This window comes from Fictibacillus sp. FJAT-27399, assembly GCF_001510655.1.
Lineage (GTDB): Bacteria > Bacillota > Bacilli > Bacillales > Fictibacillaceae > Fictibacillus_C > Fictibacillus_C marinisediminis.
In genome coordinates, this window is sequence record NZ_LMVC01000001.1 from 310,770 (window position 1) to 330,328 (window position 19,559).

General features: G+C 42.3%; 21 protein-coding genes. 14 read left to right on the top strand and 7 right to left on the bottom strand.

Going from position 1 to position 19,559, the window contains the following annotated elements:
• Positions 1 to 2: 2 nt before the first annotated feature.
• The gene (locus tag AR335_RS01615; protein ID WP_062231522.1) at positions 3 to 896 is read left to right on the top strand and encodes a cation diffusion facilitator family transporter; all 894 of its coding nucleotides are present in this window, start codon (positions 3 to 5) and stop codon (positions 894 to 896) included.
• Entirely contained in the window at positions 889 to 2,412 is a 1,524-nt protein-coding gene (locus AR335_RS01620; RefSeq protein ID WP_062231523.1) for an MDR family MFS transporter, read from the top strand. Before AR335_RS01615 ends, AR335_RS01620 begins: the two co-directional genes overlap by 8 nt.
• Before the next feature lie 30 nt (positions 2,413 to 2,442).
• On the opposite strand, the gene AR335_RS01625 is transcribed toward AR335_RS01620, so the two are convergent.
• Positions 2,443 to 2,814, bottom strand: a complete 372-nt coding sequence (locus tag AR335_RS01625) for a VOC family protein (protein WP_062231525.1) — start codon at positions 2,812 to 2,814, stop codon at positions 2,443 to 2,445.
• 147 nt (positions 2,815 to 2,961) lie between these two features.
• On the opposite strand from AR335_RS01625, the gene AR335_RS01630 reads away from it, so the two are divergent.
• The 5 genes from AR335_RS01630 (at position 2,962) to AR335_RS01650 (ending at position 7,586) form a co-directional block, all read left to right on the top strand.
• The gene (locus AR335_RS01630) at positions 2,962 to 3,822 is read left to right on the top strand and encodes a LysR family transcriptional regulator (protein WP_062231527.1); all 861 of its coding nucleotides are present in this window, start codon (positions 2,962 to 2,964) and stop codon (positions 3,820 to 3,822) included.
• A 78-nt stretch (positions 3,823 to 3,900) separates the two neighbouring features.
• On the top strand, positions 3,901 to 4,617 hold the full coding sequence (gene dapD / locus AR335_RS01635; RefSeq protein ID WP_053354660.1) for a 2,3,4,5-tetrahydropyridine-2,6-dicarboxylate N-acetyltransferase: 717 nt from the start codon (positions 3,901 to 3,903) through the stop codon (positions 4,615 to 4,617).
• A 25-nt stretch (positions 4,618 to 4,642) separates the two neighbouring features.
• On the top strand, positions 4,643 to 5,773 hold the full coding sequence (locus AR335_RS01640) for an N-acetyldiaminopimelate deacetylase (protein ID WP_053358288.1): 1,131 nt from the start codon (positions 4,643 to 4,645) through the stop codon (positions 5,771 to 5,773).
• Positions 5,774 to 5,880: 107 nt separating this feature from the next.
• Positions 5,881 to 6,126 (top strand): YkuS family protein, encoded by a 246-nt coding sequence (locus AR335_RS01645; RefSeq protein ID WP_053354659.1) that lies wholly within the window; start codon positions 5,881 to 5,883, stop codon positions 6,124 to 6,126.
• Between the two features lie 149 nt (positions 6,127 to 6,275).
• Positions 6,276 to 7,586, top strand: coding sequence for a hemolysin family protein (locus tag AR335_RS01650; RefSeq protein WP_062231529.1), 1,311 nt, complete (start codon positions 6,276 to 6,278; stop codon positions 7,584 to 7,586).
• 82 nt (positions 7,587 to 7,668) lie between these two features.
• On the opposite strand, the gene AR335_RS01655 is transcribed toward AR335_RS01650, so the two are convergent.
• Positions 7,669 to 7,875 carry a ChaB family protein gene (locus AR335_RS01655; protein WP_053354657.1) on the bottom strand — a complete coding sequence of 69 codons (207 nt, stop codon included), beginning with the start codon at positions 7,873 to 7,875 and terminating at the stop codon, positions 7,669 to 7,671.
• 64 nt (positions 7,876 to 7,939) lie between these two features.
• On the bottom strand, positions 7,940 to 8,794 hold the full coding sequence (locus tag AR335_RS01660) for a mechanosensitive ion channel family protein (protein WP_062231531.1): 855 nt from the start codon (positions 8,792 to 8,794) through the stop codon (positions 7,940 to 7,942).
• Between the two features lie 243 nt (positions 8,795 to 9,037).
• Here AR335_RS01660 and AR335_RS01665 point away from each other — a divergent pair, with 243 nt between their 5' ends.
• Together AR335_RS01665 and AR335_RS01670 are read left to right on the top strand one after the other, a co-directional pair.
• Entirely contained in the window at positions 9,038 to 9,586 is a 549-nt protein-coding gene (locus AR335_RS01665) for a peroxiredoxin (protein ID WP_062231533.1), read from the top strand.
• Positions 9,587 to 9,746: 160 nt separating this feature from the next.
• On the top strand, positions 9,747 to 10,406 hold the full coding sequence (locus tag AR335_RS01670) for a potassium channel family protein (protein WP_062232521.1): 660 nt from the start codon (positions 9,747 to 9,749) through the stop codon (positions 10,404 to 10,406).
• A gap of 57 nt (positions 10,407 to 10,463) precedes the next feature.
• Here AR335_RS01670 and rnjA read toward each other — a convergent pair whose 3' ends face one another.
• The 3 genes from rnjA to def form a co-directional block, all read right to left on the bottom strand.
• Positions 10,464 to 12,134: a ribonuclease J1 gene (gene rnjA, locus AR335_RS01675; protein ID WP_062231534.1), complete on the bottom strand. Its 1,671-nt coding sequence runs from the start codon at positions 12,132 to 12,134 to the stop codon at positions 10,464 to 10,466.
• Positions 12,135 to 12,137: 3 nt separating this feature from the next.
• On the bottom strand, positions 12,138 to 12,347 hold the full coding sequence (locus tag AR335_RS01680; RefSeq protein ID WP_053354653.1) for a DNA-dependent RNA polymerase subunit epsilon: 210 nt from the start codon (positions 12,345 to 12,347) through the stop codon (positions 12,138 to 12,140).
• A gap of 358 nt (positions 12,348 to 12,705) precedes the next feature.
• Positions 12,706 to 13,257 (bottom strand): peptide deformylase, encoded by a 552-nt coding sequence (def, locus tag AR335_RS01685; protein ID WP_062231536.1) that lies wholly within the window; start codon positions 13,255 to 13,257, stop codon positions 12,706 to 12,708.
• Positions 13,258 to 13,786: 529 nt separating this feature from the next.
• Between def and pdhA the strand changes: the two genes are divergently transcribed.
• From pdhA to AR335_RS01710, 5 genes are all read left to right on the top strand, one after another.
• The gene (gene pdhA / locus AR335_RS01690) at positions 13,787 to 14,866 is read left to right on the top strand and encodes a pyruvate dehydrogenase (acetyl-transferring) E1 component subunit alpha (RefSeq protein WP_053354651.1); all 1,080 of its coding nucleotides are present in this window, start codon (positions 13,787 to 13,789) and stop codon (positions 14,864 to 14,866) included.
• A gap of 1 nt (position 14,867) precedes the next feature.
• Positions 14,868 to 15,845, top strand: a complete 978-nt coding sequence (locus AR335_RS01695) for an alpha-ketoacid dehydrogenase subunit beta (RefSeq protein ID WP_053354650.1) — start codon at positions 14,868 to 14,870, stop codon at positions 15,843 to 15,845.
• Positions 15,846 to 15,945: 100 nt separating this feature from the next.
• Positions 15,946 to 17,250 carry a dihydrolipoamide acetyltransferase family protein gene (locus tag AR335_RS01700; protein WP_062231538.1) on the top strand — a complete coding sequence of 435 codons (1,305 nt, stop codon included), beginning with the start codon at positions 15,946 to 15,948 and terminating at the stop codon, positions 17,248 to 17,250.
• Positions 17,251 to 17,254: 4 nt separating this feature from the next.
• The gene (gene lpdA, locus AR335_RS01705; protein ID WP_053354648.1) at positions 17,255 to 18,667 is read left to right on the top strand and encodes a dihydrolipoyl dehydrogenase; all 1,413 of its coding nucleotides are present in this window, start codon (positions 17,255 to 17,257) and stop codon (positions 18,665 to 18,667) included.
• Between the two features lie 91 nt (positions 18,668 to 18,758).
• Positions 18,759 to 19,016: a hypothetical protein gene (locus tag AR335_RS01710; protein ID WP_062231540.1), complete on the top strand. Its 258-nt coding sequence runs from the start codon at positions 18,759 to 18,761 to the stop codon at positions 19,014 to 19,016.
• Between the two features lie 60 nt (positions 19,017 to 19,076).
• On the opposite strand, the gene AR335_RS01715 is transcribed toward AR335_RS01710, so the two are convergent.
• Positions 19,077 to 19,499: a DUF1885 family protein gene (locus tag AR335_RS01715; RefSeq protein ID WP_062231542.1), complete on the bottom strand. Its 423-nt coding sequence runs from the start codon at positions 19,497 to 19,499 to the stop codon at positions 19,077 to 19,079.
• Positions 19,500 to 19,559 lie beyond the last annotated feature (60 nt).

Here is a 19,559-nt window from a genome sequence, read left to right on the forward strand (position 1 = left end):
CTGTGCCAGCTGAAAAGACACAGAGTAAAGTTGAGAGAGGGGTATATCTCAGTTTATCGGCATACATCGTCCTATCCCTGCTGAAGCTCGGGGTTGGCTGGTTCTATTCCTCTGAAGCTTTGGTTGCAGATGGATTAAATAACTCAACGGACATTTTGGCATCCGTCGCAGTTCTGGTCGGTTTGAAAATTTCAAGGAAACCCGCGGACCGTGACCATCCTTATGGACATCTTCGTGCTGAGACCATTGCATCCATGATTGCATCCTTTATAATGGTGGTTATCGGGCTTGAAGTTTTTATTTCTGCAGTAAAGAGTATCGTGGAATTTAAAATAAAGCCTCCATCAACCATAGCCGGGTTTACTGCCATTGTTTCAGCGTTTGTTATGCTTGCGGTCTACCGTTATAACATTAAACTTGCTAGAGAAACAGACAGCCAAGGGTTAAAGGCGGCAGCCCTTGATAACCGCTCCGATGCGTTCGTAAGCATTGGAGCGGCTGTTGGCATATTCGGAGCTCAATTTGGCATTGTGTGGCTGGATCCTCTTGCTGCTGTGCTTGTGGCACTAATGATCATCAAAACCGGCTGGGATATTTTTTACGAAACCTCACATAATCTTTCGGACGGATTTGATTATGAAGAAGGAAAAGAGATGGAAAAAAAGATCTTGCAGGTAATTGGTGTAAAGCAAGTAACAGACTTAAAAGCAAGAAATCATGGGAGTTCTGCTATTATTGATGTAACCATCCATGTAAATCCTTCGCTGAATGTCATTGAAAGCCACGAGATCACTGAGAATATTGAAACAATGCTCAAGCAGGCGTATAAAGTGGGAAGCATATCTGTTCATGTAGAGCCGCATGAGATGAAGAAAGAGGTAGAGAGAAATGAATGAGAGTTTCAGGCAGACTGTACCTGACAGGAAAGAAGAGAGGCGGACAATAAGGCCATTGGTCCTTGCGTCGGTGATCATCGCCATGTTTATGGCAGCGATTGAAGGAACCATTGTTTCAACAGCTATGCCGGGAATCGTAGGGGACCTGGGTGGTTTTGCATTATATAGCTGGGTTTTCTCTGCTTATCTGCTCATGCAGTCGGTGACCATCCTTATTTATGGCAAATTGTCTGATTTATACGGACGGAAACCTGTTTTTATTATTGGAATTATTATTTTTTTAATCGGTTCATTGCTGTGCGGTTTTGCGGCATCTATGAAACAGCTGATTGTTTACCGGCTTCTTCAGGGACTTGGAGCTGGAGCTGTGCAGCCGATAGCCACAACCATCGTAGGTGACATGTATTCCATGGAGGAACGTGCAAAAATACAAGGATATCTGGCAAGTGTGTGGGGAATCTCTGCTATTCTTGGGCCATTGCTTGGAGGCTTTTTTGTCACATTTTCTCATTGGTCCCTTGTTTTCTGGATGAATATTCCCCTGGGAATTCTGGCGATGATAGGTGTCGGTAAATATCTGCATGAAAACATTGAGAAAAAGAGAGTACATATTGATTATCTCGGATCTTTGTTCGTTTTAGTCGGTGTAAGTGCTTTGATGGTCCTGCTCATACAGGGAGGAACCGCCTGGCCGTGGAATTCTTGGGAGACCTATTTTTTGGGTATTTTATCCGCGGGCGTACTGTTCTGGTTTTTGATTCATGAATCAAAGTTTCCTGAACCGCTGATGCCTGTATTCCTGTGGAGCAACAGGCTGATTTCTCTTTCAAACGCTGCATCGCTTACCAATGGTGCAATCCTGATCGGCATTTCCAGCTTTCTTCCCGCGTATATTCAAGGGGTAATGGAACAGCCTCCAGTCGTAGCAGGATTTGCACTCACTGCTATGTCAATCGGCTGGCCGATCTTTTCAACCATTGGTGGAAAGCTTCTGCTTAAAGTAGGCTTCCGGCCGGTGGCAACTGCTGGAGGCACCGCATTAATTGCTGGCTCGATCGTCTTCGTGTTTATGGATCCTTCCAAAGGGCCGGTCTGGGCAGGAGCTGGATCATTTCTTATCGGCTGCGGTATGGGGCTGACAAATACGACTTTTATCGTTGCCATACAGAATAATGTGGATTGGAGAACAAGGGGTATTGCTACTGCTTCTAACATGTTTATGAGAATCGTAGGCAGTGCATTGGGAGCTGCTGTGCTTGGAGGCATATTAAATACCAGATTGAGCACTTATTTTGAAGAACATGGGGACAAAAAGGTATCCTTGGATGCAGCAAACATTCTTTTGGATGAAGAAAAACGAAGCAAACTGAGCAGCTCTGTTATTGATCTTCTGCAGCACGGACTTTCGTTTTCCTTGGACGATGTTTATAAAGGGGTTCTTGTGCTGTCCGTGTTAAGCTTTCTTTTCTCGGTACTGCTTCCTAAACCTACCCATAATAAAACAGGAGATCAATAGTTCTCCTGTTAGATTGATTCCTGGTTTAGTTTATTGTAATGTTTCCAGGAGCTCGATACGGTTGCCGAACGGATCACGAAAAGAAAAACGGATGATTCCAGGGATTTCAGTTTCATCTTTCACCACTACTTCTTTGGATTGGAGATACTGTTTTACGAGCTCTAGCTGAGCCACCTCAAATGCCGGGTGGCTTTTTCCTTTGGACGATTCTGGGTTTTCTACTCCGATATGCAATTCCTGGTTCCCTGCTTGGTACCAAAGCCCGCCGTTTTTCTTTAAACTCTCTGGTTTTTCAATTTCGCTGAAACCAAGCACACCAGTATAGAAATCTCTTGCCCTTTCTTCTTCTCCTGGAGGAATGCACAGTTGAACGTGATGAATCCCTTTAATATTTAATTTCATCCTGGTACTTCCTTTCTATATATGGAATGGTCTACCATTATCATAAATATTTCGTCAAATAATTGAAAATAGAATATAATAGTAAAAACTCATAAGTTTTTCTTATTGCTTAAATTGTGACGATTGCTATTGTAAAGGAGGGACAGCATGCAGCTTTCTGAATTTAAAATTCTTCAAGTCCTTGCACAGGAATTGAATATGCGAAAAGCATCTGAACGGCTGTATGTTTCACAGCCGGCTTTGAGCCAGCGTCTTCAGACGATTGAAAACAGCTGGGGAACAAAAATCTTTTTACGGTCACAAAAGGGACTAGCGATAACAGCAGCTGGAGAGAAGATCATTGCGCATGTAAACGATACATTGAAAGAAGAAGAGCGTGTGAGAGAAGACTTGCAGTCATTGACCAAGGAAGTCTTTGGTACGTTAAGGTTGGCGGTAGCATCAATCATAGGACAATACTGGCTTCCAAATGCTCTTAAGCAGTATGTCAGTTTATATCCTCAAGTAAATATTTCCTTGATCACAGGCTGGAGCAGTGAAATTATCAAACATCTTTATGAGGATCAGATCCACATTGGTATCGTGAGAGGAAATCCTGAATGGCGGGGAGAGAAGATTCATCTGTTTTCAGACAGCCTTTATTTGACGGATACAGACATTTCCACCGTTGAAGAGCTGCAAACAACAGATAAGCCTTTTATTCAATTCAAAAGCCATTCTACCTATTATCAGGATATTCAGGAATGGTGGCAGGATCATTTTAGTATTCCCCCAAAGAAGACCATCATCGTGGACCAGATTGAAACATGCAAGCAGATGGCTCTTCACGGAGTCGGCTATGCCATTCTTCCTTCGATTTCTCTGCGTGAAACAGACGAATTCTATAAGGTTCCGCTGCACAATAAAAATGGAGAATCAATAAAGCGCGACACTTGGATGATCTCTCATGGAGGTACACTTGAGCTCAAACAAGTGGAGGCTTTCATAAAACTGGTCAACAGAGCTTAAAAAAGGATTTTTGGTTTGAATGTTGTTTGAAATAATGGTTTAATACAAGACAGAACGTATTTAAGGAGGAGCACACACATGAAAATGATGGATGCAAATGAAATTATTTCATTTATACAAAACAGCAAGAAATCAACACCTGTAAAAGTATATGTAAAAGGTGATCTAGAAGGGCTCCAATTTGGGGAAAACACCAAGTCATTCCTAAACGGAAGTACTGGAGTGCTTTTCGGAGAATGGAAAGAGATCGAACAAATATTGAAAAACAATGAAGGCAAAATTGAGGACTTTGTGGTAGAAAATGACCGCCGCAATTCAGCGATCCCTCTTCTGGACATGAAGCATGTGAACGCGCGTATCGAACCGGGCGCCATTATCCGTGACCAAGTAGAAATTGGGAATAATGCAATTATCATGATGGGCGCTTCCATTAATATTGGTGCGGTAATCGGCGACGGCACTATGATCGACATGAACGTAGTTCTTGGCGGCCGAGCAACAGTCGGAAAGAACTGCCATATTGGAGCTGGATCCGTACTTGCAGGAGTCATCGAACCGCCATCTGCAAAGCCTGTTGTTGTTGAAGATGATGTGGTCATTGGCGCAAATGCGGTTGTGCTCGAGGGAGTGACCGTTGGTAAAGGTGCTGTTGTGGCAGCGGGAGCTATCGTAATTGAAGACGTGCCTCCTTATACTGTTGTGGCAGGTACGCCTGCACGCGTAATTAAAGAAATTGATGAAAAAACAAAATCAAAAACAGAAATCAAACAAGAACTTCGCCAGCTAAACGACTAATTTGTCAGGTGCTGATAAGATGAATATGGATACAGAGCGTTTTATAACGATCAGAAGACAGCTTCACCAGATTCCGGAACCTGGTTTTCAGGAGTATAAAACACAGCAATTTATTCTGGATTTTATTAAAGGCCTTCCAAAGGAAAGGCTGGAGGTTCAGACATGGAAAACGGGTGTGCTCGTAAAAGTTCCCGGGCTTAATCCGAGAAAAACCATTGGTTACCGCACTGATATGGACGGCTTGCCGATCTCAGAAGAAACAAGTTATGATTTTACATCTGTTCATAACGGCTATATGCACGCCTGCGGGCATGATCTGCATATGACCATTGCTTTAGGTCTCCTTGATCACTTTGTGCATCATCCGGTAGACGATCATTTGCTGTTTATCTTTCAGCCAGCAGAGGAGGGTCCGGGCGGAGCGCTGCCCCTTCTGCTAAGTGAAGAGTTTCAAGCTGTAAAGCCGGATATGATGCTGGCATTGCATATTGCGCCAGAATACCCGGTTGGAACTGTGGCTGTTAAAGAAGGTCTTTTGTTTGCCAATACGTCGGAGCTTTTTATTGATTTGAAAGGGAAGGGTGGACACGCGGCTTATCCTCATCTTGCGAATGATATGGTCGTGGCGGCGAGCCACCTTGTGACACAGCTTCAGTCTGTTGTTTCAAGGAACATAGATCCTCTTGATTCAGCCGTGATAACCGTCGGAAAAATTACAGGCGGCACAAAGCAGAATATCATTGCTGAAACAGCTCGATTAGAAGGCACGATCCGCACTCTCTCCTCAGCTTCAATGATCAAGGTTAAATCACGTATTGAAGCCATTATAAAAGGAATTGAAGCTTCTTTTGAATGTGAAGCGGCCATTGATTATGGATCCAACTATTACCAAGTCTATAATCATGAGGAGCTGACCAAAGAATTTATTTCATTTCTCGAGTCCAGCAAACCTGCGGATTTCTATCGATGCCGAGAAGCCATGACAGGAGAAGATTTTGGCTATTTCTTAAAAGAAATACCTGGGTTTATGTTCTGGCTGGGAGTGGACTGTGAATATGGTCTGCATCATTCCTGCATTGAACCAAAAGAAGAGGCTATACCTGTTGCACTGCGCACGCTGTCCTCTTATATTGAATGGAAAGCTACATCCCAATGATCAGATTGAATTAAAAAAGCGGCCCCTAGCCGCTTTTTTATTTGTGTGAAGAGGGATAAGCAGGCATTTCATTGGACAGATTAAAAAATGCTAAGGAGGTGGAAACGATGGCTAGAATTGGTGTGGAGGAATCCTTAACTAATGTTTCCGATGCTTTAAAAGCTAAAGGCTATGATGTAGTGGCACTTCGCCAGGAAAATGATGTGAATGGATGTGACTGCTGCGTTATCTCAGGGCAGGATGAAAATGTCATGGGAATGCAAAATGCAGTAGTGCAAGGTTCTGTTATTAACGCGGATGGAATGAGCGCAGACGATGTTTGCCAAGCGGTAGAAAGCAAACTTCAGCAATAAAACGGAAGGGGAACAGCCGGTATCGGGCTGTTCCTTCGTCTTGTCTGTGCGTTTATCTGAAAGGTAGAGAGGGTAACCTTTATTATCCCTACTCTAATTCTATTGGCAGGAGGTGACGATCCTTAATCAGTCTGGTTAAGGATTATCAAATGGCACTATTTAATATTGTAGTGATTATCGCACTAATTCTTATAACCGCTTTTTTTGTAGCTTCTGAATTTGCCATCGTAAAAGTTCGTGCAACTCGAATCGATTTTCTGGCAGAGCAAGGCAATGGAAATGCAAAAGCAGTTAAAAAAATTCTCTCCAACATAGATGGCTATCTATCGTCGACCCAGCTGGGGATTACCATTACATCACTTGCTCTTGGCGGACTTGGAGAACCGACAGTAGAGACGCTGCTGAAGCCGTTATTTCATCACGTAAATCTGCCTCCCCAGGTTCTTCATACCATTTCCTTTATCATAGCTTTTACGGCCATCACTTATTTTGAAGTGGTACTGGGTGAACTGGCGCCAAAATCATTTGCCATCCGAAAAGCTGAAGAGATCAGTCTTGCAGTAGCCAAGCCCTTAATCGCTTTCAGTTATGTCATGTTCCCGTTTATTTTTGTCCTTAACCGCTCAGCGGCAGTGCTGACAAAGATGTTAGGACTGAAAAGAAGTGAAGAACATGAAATGGCTCATAATGAAGAAGAATTGCGCCATCTGCTCTCAGAAAGTTTTGAAGGCGGAGAGATCAATCAATCAGAATATCGTTATGTAAACAAGATCTTTGAGTTTGATGACCGCCTGGCGAAAGAAATCATGGTGCCGCGGACAGAGATCGTATGCTTATATAAAGAAAACAGTTTTAAAGAGAATTTAAATGTTATGAGGGAAGAGAAATTCACTAGATATCCGGTAGCCGTGGATGATAAAGACCATATTGTCGGTCTTGTCAACATTAAGGAATTCTTTAATGAGCATGTTACGAATGAAGAAGAAGAATTAGAAAAATACATAAGGCCTATCATTTCCGTTCATGAATCATATCCTATCCAGGAGCTTCTTGTAAAGATGCAAAAGGAAAGAGTACACATGGCTGTATTAATGGACGAGTATGGAGGAACCTCCGGAATCGTTACAGTTGAGGACATTATTGAAGAAATTGTCGGAGAGATACGAGATGAGTTTGATGAAGATGAAGAGCCAAGAATTAAAAAGATAAATGACAATGTGACGATTTTGGATGGAAAAGTACTCATCTCGGAAGTAAACGAATTATTCCATTTGGATTTAGATGATACTGATTTAGATACGATCGGCGGATGGATACTGAGCCAGCGTGGAGAGGTTGGGCTGGATGAAGAAATAGAGCATGAAGGTTATTCATTTAAGGTGATTGAAACAGATGGCCACCAGATTAAAAAGTTAAAAGTACTGAAAAAATCAGAAGAAGAAGCACAGACGGAATCTTAACCCGCAGAATGGGAAAGGTCCCGTTTTTATTTCCGGCGCAAAAAGCTGACTTCCCGCATGATGCGGACCAGTCAGCTTCTTTTTATTGGTCTTCTTTTTTTACCCATTCATCGTTGTCATTTTTTTTATATTTCTTTTTGACAGCACTCCAGGCCACTTTAAAGGCAGTTTCTTCTTCTTTATATTCGTCTGAAGCTGAATTAAAAGCCTCTTTAAAAATTTCCTGCGCATGATGGGGCAAGTTGTCTTTCACTTGGTCGGGCAATTCTTTAATGGAATCATATGGCATCAGTTAACCTCCCTAAAAGTCATTCTTACTGAAAGGAATACCCGAAGAACTGCCTGTTTAATCATCACACCCCGGGCTCGCTGGACCCTTCATTTGAATCTTCTTCAGGTGATGGAAGGCTGATGCCAGCTTGTCTGAATCTTTGCTGAAGCCGATCCTTGATCTTTTGTTCCATACTCCATTGCTTTAGATTTTCGGTTCTTGCAAGAATTCGAAGAACCGTCAGGCCAGTATCGGCTTCAACCACCGGCAGTACGTTAGGCCCTTCGAGGATCGCAGGTTCTTCCTGCTGTAATAAGCGGCTTTCTTCTTTAACGATCTGCAGCGCTTCTTCTACCTGGGGAGTAGAGGGGATTTTGAAATCCACAAGAGCTCTCATATTGCCTCTTGAGTGATTGCTTACACTTGTTATTAAGCGGTTAGGAATATAATGAAGGGTTCCGTCAAAGCCGCGTACCTTGGTTGTACGGAGTTCTACATCTTCAACGATGCCATTAAAGGTACCCGTCGTAATATAATCTCCAACATCGATTTGTTTTTCGAGCAGAATAAAAAATCCGGTGACAACATCATTGACAAGTCCTTGGGCACCAAAACCAATCGCGAGTCCTACGATTCCTGCCCCTGCAAGCAAACCGCGGATATCTATGCTAAACAATCCAAAAACGGCGACGAACGCCATAAATATCAAAGCATATGTATACACGCTGATTACAAGCGTTGCAAGGGTTTTTGCCCTGAAATTTGACATGCCTTTCCTGTTGGACATTCGTCCAAAGGTCGTACTGATGATCTTCCTTCCTATATTTCGTACAACAATATAAACAATTAATATGGCTAAAAGCTTTAAAACTAAAATTCCAGTACTTAAGGCAAGTGCGCCAAAGTCAATCTCCGTAAAATTTTTGTAATCTGGCATTAAAACAATGTCCTCCTTTAGTCATTGTATCCTTTTTATTATGCATAACAGTATAACTGACTAAACTGTGTAATCCAATTATTTCACTTCTTTTGATTAACTTGTTATGATATTGGGGAAAGTAATGTTGGATTGTGAATAAAACTCCTTATTTAAATTAATTATTATTTAATATTGACTAAAAAGTAAGGTTGTTTTATAATAACAACGAAGCAATAACACAATTAGTTGGAGGGATTTAGTATGGCAGAACGTATGGTAGCAAAACAAGCTCCACGATTTGAAATGGACGCAGTATTACCAAACAAGGAATTCGGAAAAGTAAGTCTTGAAGAAAATATGAAAAATGACAAATGGACCGTGCTTTTCTTCTACCCAATGGACTTTACGTTCGTATGTCCTACTGAAATTACATCTTTAAGCGATCGTTTCGATGAGTTTGAAGATCTGGATGCAGAAGTTATCGGTGTTTCTACTGACACTATTCATACTCACAAAGCTTGGATTAACACTCCGCGTGATTCTAACGGTCTCGGTGAACTTAATTATGCATTGGCTGCTGACACCAACCACGCAGTTGCGCGTGACTATGGTGTTCTAATTGAAGAAGAAGGTGTCGCATTGCGCGGACTTTACATTATTTCACCAGAAGGCGAACTAATGTATGCCGTTGTTAACCACAACAACATCGGCCGTGATGTTGATGAGACATTGCGTGTTCTTCAAGCATTACAAACTGGCGGACTTTGCCCTGCAAACTGGAAGCCAGGACAAGAAACACTGAACGTTTAATACAATCAATGTGAGGACGGCCAAGGATTACTCTTGGCCGTCTTTTTCATTTTCTCATTTGAAAACTCTTTTGTTGATAGAGTGTTGTTTTCTTTTTCCAATTCAGAATCTATACTAAAATAAAAGACATTACATAAATAAATAGTTGGGGGAATAGATGGTGAAACGCCAATATGCAGTTATCGGCCTCGGCCGCTTTGGTGGAAGCATTTGCCGTGCGTTAAGCGATCAGGGGATGGAAGTGCTGGGCATCGATATGGATGAAGATCGGGTTAATGAGTATTCATCCATTGCCACTCATACAGTCATTGCGGATTCAACAGATGAGGGCGTACTTAAAAACCTGGGTATCCGAAATTTTGAACACGTCATCGTTGCGATAGGGGAAAACCTTCAATCCAGCATACTGACGACTTTAATACTTAAGGATATGGGGGTTTCAAAAATTACTGTGAAGGCACAGAATGATTACCATGAAAGGGTATTGCTGAAAATCGGAGCTGACCGTATCATACATCCTGAAAGAGACATGGGAATAAGGATCGCTCACCAGGTTGTTTCAAGAAATGTTCTGGATTACCTGGAATTGTCTGATGAGTATAGCATTGTCGAGATGGCAGCAGGTGAGAAGATGAGCGGAAAGTCATTACAGGAGATGAACATCCGCGCTAAGTACGGTTGTAATGTGGTGGCCGTAAAGCGCAGCAATGAAGTAATCGTTTCACCTCATGCCGATCAGAAGGTGGAGGAGGGGGATGTATTGATTGTCATAGGAGGCGAAAAGGACATCAGTCGGCTTGAGAAAGATTTAATGGCTTAGCGGAAAAGTTATTACATAAAAAAAGCATGAAAGGTTGTCCTTTCATGCTTTTTCTATTTAGATTTCCATGATGATCGGCAGGATCATCGGACGTCTTTTTGTTTTTTCATAAAGGAAAGGAGAAAGTACATCAGTGATCTCGTTCTTGATCTCAGACCATTGCCTTGTCCGTTTTTCCTCCATAAGCCCGTTCAAATGCTGGTTCAGCAGGTTTTGTGCATCATTGATTAAGTCACCTGACTCTCTCATATACACAAAACCGCGTGAGATGATATCAGGTCCTGCTTCAATTTTGAATTCCTTCATATTCAGGCTGACGACAACAACAACAAGTCCTTCTTCAGATAGAATTTTTCTGTCCCTGAGTACGATGTTGCCAATATCCCCGATGCCGCTTCCGTCGACATATACTGAACCAGAAGGGATCTTGCCGGCAACCACTGCCTCATTACTTGAAAGAGCAAGCACATCGCCGTTATCCATTGTAAAACAATTTTCAGGCAGAACATCGCAGGATGTTGCGAGATTGATATGCATCTTTAACATCCTGTATTCCCCATGGATAGGGAGGAAGTATTTTGGTTTCATCAGGCGCAGCATGAGCTTTTGCTCCTGCTGTCCTCCGTGGCCGGAAGTATGAATATCGTTTAATGATCCATGAATCACTTCAGCGCCTGCCCGGAACAGCTGGTTAATGGTTCTATTAACGCTCAATGCATTACCAGGAATCGGCGATGATGAGAAAACAACGGTGTCTCCTGGAATGATCTGAATTTGACGGTGAGTACCGTTGGCTATCCTTGATAATGCAGCCATCGGTTCTCCTTGGCTTCCTGTACACAGGATGGTTACCTGGTTGTCAGGAAGTCTGTTAATCTGTGAAGATTCAATAAACGTATTTTTCGGCGCCTTGATGAATCCGAGTTCTTGTCCGATCGTTATGGCAGAATCCATGCTTCTTCCAAAAACAGCGATCTTCCTGTTATTTTGTACAGAGGCTTCGACTACCTGCTGAAGTCGATAGATGTTTGAGGCGAACGTTGCGAAAATGACCCTGCCGTTGACCTTACGGAAAATATCATTAATGCTCTCGCCAACCTTTCGCTCAGAGAGAGTAAAACCCGGAACTTCAGCATTTGTACTGTCTGAAAGCAGACACAGTACGCCTTCCTTTCCGATTTCCGCCATCTTCGTTAGATCGGCAGGTTCTCCTACAGGAGTAAAATCAAATTTAAAATCTCCCGTATGTACGATGTTGCCTGGCGGTGTCTTGACAACAATTCCGAAAGATTCCGGAATGCTGTGTGTTGTCCGGAAGAATGAAACAGACGTTTTTCTGAATTTAATCACTTGGTCTTCTGAGATTTCATAAAGTTTGGTTCTGCGCAATAGACCGTGTTCTTCAAGTTTGTTTTTGATTAGGGCGATGGCTAGTTTTCCGCCGTAAATAGGAATGTTCACTTGTCTGAGCAAGTATGGAATACCGCCAATATGGTCTTCGTGTCCATGGGTAATAAACAGACCTTTAATTTTATCTTCATTTTTTACCAGATACGTATAGTCTGGAATCACATAGTCAATTCCAAGCAGCTCGTCTTCAGGAAATTTAATGCCTGCATCAATCAGGATGATTTCATCCTGGAATTGTACGCCGTATGTGTTCTTTCCGATTTCTCCCAAGCCGCCCAGAGCAAACACTGCTGTTTGATGGTTTTTTACAAATTTCATATATTATCTTTTCTCCACTTCAAAAGAGTCTGATTGCTGCTCGTACTCAAGAAATTTCCCTTTGATTTCTTGAACAAACTCAATATTGTAATTGGTATTAGACAGTTTTTTTCTGACTTCCTCGATTGAATTGGCATCCATATAGATGGATTTTGTGTTCTCTCGGATAGGTACCTCGTTTTTGTTTTCCTGGAAATAAACTTTAAAAATCATCTTTTCGTCTCCTTACCGTGCTAGTATTATCAATATCTTCGTTTTATTATAAATGAATTAGGTATGTTTTTCATGTTTTTTTCATCTTATCATGATAAATCGGACAATATTAAGCCGGTAAAAGCCAGTTTATTGCAGACAAAAAGGTTTTTTTGCTCTTTTTAAATAAGGATATTCTTGCATTAGTTTTTTTAGCTTGTTCATAAATCTTCGTTTTCGTTTCATTTCAGCCGACCATCCTTTTTATGCGTAGTTTGTAGTAGTATGCCGCTGGTCTGTTTTCTCTTGCTAGGTAAATAGTGGATGAAGTCAAGTGAAAAAAGCTCCAGCCTGATCGGCTGGAGCTTTTTTCATTGTTCTATCTGTGAAGCGTTACCGCTGTTGGCGGAATAAACGGGTTCTCTTTGTTGATCCGGTCATAAAACATGATTCCATCTAAATGATCGATCTCATGCTGGAAGACGATAGCAGGCATACCTTTTAACTTTAGTTCGACCTGCTCTCCATCTATTGTTGTTCCTTTAACTGTGGCTTTTGCATAGCGCGGAACGAGGCCGGGAACTTCTCTGTCTACGGAGAGGCAGCCTTCACCGCCTTCAAGGTAAGTTACTTTAACAGAGTGGCTGACGATTCTTGGATTAAAAAGGGCGTAGCTGAATAGTTCCCCTTGTTCGTCAGTAGTATGAACAGCGATGATCCTTTTTGAGATTCCAATTTGCGGACATGCCAGCCCGATGCCCGGGCGGAGTTTGTATTTCTGGGCAATATCAGGGTCTTGGCTGTTCTTCAGAAATTCAAGCATCTTTTTTGCGGTTTCGATATCCTCTTGCTGAGGAGGAAGTTCAACATTTTCTGCTTTTTCGCGCAGTATAGGATGGCCTTCTCGGACAACGTCCTTCATGGTTAGCATATGGTTTCCCCCAATTTACAAAGTTTCTTCTTTATTCATATGATAATGGCTTTTTCTGTATTCTACCATAAAAGAATAGCTTTCAATCGGTAATTTGACGTTAAGGTTAGCCAGCTTTTGAAAAAACGCTGTTTTGAAACAGGGTGATATGGAAAGTGATACAGTGATGATTCTGGTGTGCTAGAAGGGCTTGAACTGGCCTGTAAAAATTCAAAAATATATTGAAAGTAAACAATTGACGCTGTTTGGACGCTGGTGTAAACTAATCATGTGATAAACATAATTGTATTACTTTGATTTCAATAATATAGTAATACAGTTTTTGAAAGCCCTTAGAAACAGGAGGGGTGCACAAGATCATGTTTACCCATGATCAAATAGGGAAACAGCAATAATGATTTGTGCATCGGACCCTAAAGGCTTTTTATAATCTTTGTCATGTATACGGAAAATTATGGGCATTCTAATAGAAGCGCCTATATATACATGGCGGATTACATTGGTGTAAGGAAGGATGAGGTGAAGGTTAATGAGTTTGATTGAACAGGTTGAAAAACAATTTGAAACCTTTCAAATCTTATCAGAAGACGGGAAAGTAGTTAATAAATCTGCTATGCCTAAACTTTCAGATGATGAGTTGCAGGAATTAATGACACGTATGGTTTATACGCGTATTTGGGACCAAAGAGCGATTTCCTTAAACCGTCAAGGACGTTTAGGATTCTATGCGCCGGTTGCGGGGCAAGAGGCTTCTATGCTTGGTTCTCAATTTGCGCTTGATAAAGAGGACTGGATTCTTCCAGGATATCGTGATATTCCTCAGATTGTATATCACGGATTGCCGCTATACCAAGCATTCCTATATTCCCGCGGACATTTCCAAGGCGGACAGATTCCTGAAGGCGTGAACGTTCTAATGCCTCAGATCATCATCGGCGCACAGATCGTTCAAGCTGCCGGCGTTGGAGTAGGTTTAAAGAAGAAGGGCAAAAAGAATGTTGCGATCACGTATACAGGTGATGGCGGTGCATCACAAGGTGACTTCTACGAAGGATTGAACTTTGCTGGAGCATACAATGCACAAACCATTTTTGTCGTTCAAAACAACCGTTTCGCGATTTCAGTTCCTGTAGAGAAGCAATCTGCAGCTAAAACAATTGCTCAAAAAGCAGTTGCAGCTGGGATTGAAGGAATTCAAGTAGACGGAATGGACGTATTGGCTGTTTATTCTGCAGTTAAACAAGCTCGTGAGCGTGCTTTAAATGGAGATGGACCAACACTTATCGAAACACTTACTTACCGCTATGGTCCACATACAATGGCAGGTGACGATCCAACCCGTTATCGTACAGAAGACCTTGATAACGAATGGACGAAGAAAGATCCGCTTGTCCGTTTCCGCAAATTCCTCGAAGATAAAGGCCTTTGGTCTGAAGAGCAGGAAAACAAAGTAATGGATCAAGCAAAAGAAGACATTAAAGCAGCGATCAAAAAAGCGGATGGCGCACCGAAGCAAAAGGTTACAGACCTTATCGGATTTATGTTTGAAGAGCTTCCGCACAATCTGAAAGAGCAACTTGAAGAATACAAAGCAAAGGAGTCGAAATAATATGGCTCAAATGACCATGATTCAAGCAATTACAGATGCGATGCGCACTGAATTGAAAAATAATGAAAATGTCGTTGTGTTCGGTGAAGACGTTGGTCAAAACGGCGGTGTGTTCCGTGCAACCGAAGGTCTTCAATCTGAATTTGGTGAAGACCGGGTATTTGATACTCCTCTTGCTGAGTCCGGTATCGGCGGTCTTGCAATTGGCCTGGGACTTACCGGATTCCGTCCTGTTATGGAAATTCAGTTCTTCGGATTTGTATTTGAAGTAATGGACTCTGTTGTGGCGCAGGCTGCACGTATGCGTTACCGTTCTGGCGGAGTTTATAATTCTCCGATTACGATCCGTTCTCCGTTTGGCGGCGGCGTAAAAACTCCAGAACTTCATGCAGATAACCTTGAAGGCCTTATGGCACAAGCGCCCGGAGTGAAAGTTGTTATTCCTTCAACGCCTTATGATGCAAAAGGACTTTTGATTTCTGCGATCCGAGATAACGACCCAGTTGTCTACTTGGAACATATGAAACTATACCGTTCTTTCCGCGGCGAAGTGCCAGAAGAAGAATACACAATTGAGATCGGTAAAGCGGACGTGAAACGTGAAGGTAAGGATGTTTCTATCATTACTTATGGAGCGATGGTTCACTCTTCCCTTAAAGCGGCAGAAGAGCTTGAAAAAGAAGGGATCTCTGCTGAGGTTATCGACCTTCGTACGGTTAGCCCGCTTGATATCGACACAATCATCGCTTCAGTTGAAAAAACCGGACGTGCGATCGTCGTTCAAGAAGCTCAAAAACAAGCTGGTGTAGGTGCAACGGTTGTAGCTGAAATTAATGACCGTGCGATCCTTAGCCTTGAAGCACCTGTACTTCGTGTAGCTGCTCCTGATACGGTATTCCCGTTTGCTTCAGCTGAAGATGTTTGGCTTCCTGATTATAAAGATATTGTTGAGAAGGCAAAGACAGTTTATAACTTCTAATGCTGGACAACATGCCTGAAAAAGAAATCTATTTGATTTCTTTTTCAGCATTTTATCCCTTTAAAGCATGATTAATTTTTTACTATAGGAGGCGTTGTTTGTGGCATTTGAATTTAAGCTTCCCGATATCGGTGAAGGTATCCACGAAGGCGAGATTGTAAAATGGTTTGTTAAAGCGGGAGATGAAGTTAAAGAAGACGACATCCTGCTTGAAGTGCAAAATGATAAAGCAGTAGTTGAAATTCCGTCTCCGGTTGACGGTAAGATTCTAGAAGTAAAAGTTGACGAAGGCACTGTTTCTGTCGTTGGTGATGTTCTCGTAACGATCGAATCAGAAAGTGAGCCGCCTCCATCTGCACATGGTGATGATACTCCAGAACAGCCAAAAGCTGAAGAAGAGAAAAAACCAGCTGCAGAAGAAGCAACTCAACAAACAGAAGCAGCAAAAACAGAGCCGGTTTCTGATGAAACAGTCGATGAAAATAAACGTGTTATCGCAATGCCGTCAGTGCGCAAATACGCACGTGAAAAAGGCGTTGAAATCCGTAAAGTTTCCGGTTCAGGAGACAACGGCCGTGTTATGAAAGAAGACATCGACAAATACCTAAGCGGCGATGCTGGAACTCAAGAGCAGGAAGCTGTAAAAGAACCTGCAGCAGGAGCACCTGCTGCAAAAGAAGCTCCTAAAGCGATCCCAACTGGGGACAATGAAACTCGTGAAAAACTTAAAGGCGTTCGTAAAGTGATTGCGAAAGCTATGGTTAATTCTAAGCATACTGCTCCTCACGTGACGTTGATGGACGAAATTGAAGTTACCGAGCTCGTGGCACACCGTAAGAAATTCAAACAAGCTGCAGCGGATAAAGGAATTAAGCTTACTTACCTTCCTTACGTTGTTAAAGCTTTAGTTTCTGCTGCACGTGAATTCCCTGCAATTAATGCTTCTATTGATGATGCGAATGAAGAAATCGTTTGGAAGCACTATTACAATATTGGAATTGCAGCCGATACAGATAACGGACTAATGGTTCCAGTTGTAAAAGATGCTGACCGTAAATCCATCTTCAAAATTTCTGCAGAAATCAATGAGTTGGCTGTTAAGGCCCGTGACGGAAAACTTTCATCCGATGAAATGAGAGGCGGATCTATTACAATTTCAAATATTGGATCAGCTGGCGGACAATGGTTTACTCCTGTCATCAACCATCCGGAAGTGGCGATTCTAGGAATCGGCCGTATTGCAGAAAAAGCAATTGTGAAAAACGGAGAAGTTGTCGTTGCACCGGTTCTTGCGTTATCATTAAGCTTTGACCACCGTTTAATTGATGGTGTAACTGCCCAAAACGCAATGAACCATATTAAACGTTTGTTGAACGATCCACAACTTTTGGTAATGGAGGCGTAGAGAAATGGTTGTAGGTGATTTTCCGATTGAATTAGACACACTTGTTATAGGATCAGGTCCAGGGGGATATGTGGCTGCCATCCGTGCAGCACAGCTTGGCCAAAAGGTTGCTGTAGCAGAAAGAGGCGAAATGGGCGGAGTATGCTTGAACGTGGGATGTATTCCTTCTAAAGCACTGATCAATGCCGGCCATCGCGTTGAACATGCGAAGCATTCTGACGACATGGGAATTAAAGCAGAGAACGTTACTGTTGACTTCTCAAAGGTTCAAGAATGGAAATCCGGTATCGTTAATAAATTAACATCTGGAGTTCAAGGCCTGCTTAAAGGAAACAAAGCGGAAATTATTCGCGGTGAAGCCTACTTCGTCAACGAAAACTCTGTACGAATCATGGATGAAAAGAACTCCCAAACGTACACGTTCAAAAACTGCATCATTGCAACAGGTTCCCGTCCGATCGAAATTCCTGGATTCAAATGGAGTGACCGTGTCATTTCTTCTACAGGTGCTCTTGCTTTGCAAGAAGTTCCAAAGAAAATGGTCGTAATCGGCGGAGGCTACATCGGAATGGAGCTTGGAACAGCTTTTGCTAACTTCGGTACTGAAATTACAGTATTGGAAGGAAGCAAGCAGATTCTTCCGGGCTTTGAAAAGCAGATGAGCCAAGTGGTTTCTAAACGCTTGAAGAAAAAAGGCAATGTAGAGATCTTTACAGAAGCTCTCGCTAAAGGCGTGGAAGAAACAAAAGACGGAGTTACCGTAACTGCTGAAATCAAAGGTGAAACAAAAACGTTTGATGCAGATTATGTATTGGTAACTGTTGGACGCCGTCCAAACACTGAAGAGCTTGGACTTGAGCAAGTCGGGATTGAAATGACTGAGCGCGGATTAATCAAGATCGATAAGCAAGCTCAAACCAATGTAAAAGGCATTTACGCGATTGGTGACATCGTTGAAGGGCCAGCTCTTGCTCATAAAGCTTCTTATGAAGGTAAAATTGCAGCTGAAGCGATCAGCGGACATCCTTCTGAGATCGACTACCTAGCTATTCCAGCGGTTGTATTTACCGATCCTGAACTAGCTACTGTAGGATATGATGAAAAGAGCGCGAAGGAAGCTGGATTTGACGTAAAAGCGTCCAAATTCCCATTCGCTGCAAACGGCCGTGCGCTGTCCATGAATGAAACTGACGGCTTCATGAAGCTGATCACTAGAAAAGAAGACGGATTGCTTCTTGGCGCTCAAATTGCGGGCGGAAACGCGTCTGACATGATTGCTGAGCTTGGATTGGCTATCGAAGCTGGAATGACAGCAGAAGATATTGCTATGACGATTCATGCCCACCCAACATTCGGAGAGATCTCCATGGAAGCTGCTGAAGTAGCGCTTGGATCTCCAATCCACATTGTAAAATAATTGTATTCTATCAGGCCTTCCCTTAGGGAAGGCCTTTTTTAGGTTTTGTTCCTTTAAAATCCAGCATAGTGTAAGAGAGGAGGGGTGTACGATGAAATGGTTTCTTTTAATCAGTCCAGTACATTGTGTTTTGTGGGCCGGTTACTTTACAGTGATCGAATTATCCAGACATGATCGAACGTTTTTTGAAATTATTTTGTTTCTCATGTTTTTATACCTGTCTTACCTGTTCTCTCATACGTTGTTTCAAAAAAGAACGGTAGCCATTAAAAGCACGATATTGTCCTCGTCTTTATTTTTGCTGGCTAAATGGACCATGCTGCTTTTTGGGACGTTTACTCTCTCTTGATGGTTAATGCAAAAAAAAGATGCCTGTCATCTGGTTCAGGCATCCAAAGTTGCTGCTTTTTTATTTTCTCTTATAGTAGTACATTATTCTGCCATTAAATAAATGCAGCTCACCCTCTAGTTGTTTCGCCAGGAACTTACAGAATTCATTTGCTTTTCCTTTGTCTCCATGTGTAAACCCTTCCGGCAGAGTGACCTGGATATAGGAGGTATTTGTTTCATCTGTTTCCTCAGTGTCCAATCCAATCATAATATACTTAAATTGCTGCCTGTCAGTACCTTTTAAATAAAACCATCGGTCCCTGCCTTCGCTTTTTTCTTCCATTGAATAAGGAAATGCCGATTGACCATATTCCCATCCAAGCTGGGTGCCTGTCTTAGAGGTAATCTCTTTGTAATAACGAAAAAGATTCTTCACTTCTTCACTTGTAATAGACTGCTGTTTCGATGACGGTACGAGTTTGATATAAGCTTGCTGCTGCAATTTAATACCCCGCTTTCCCCCGATTTAACAACGGATGAGGCCAGTATACCTTACCTATTA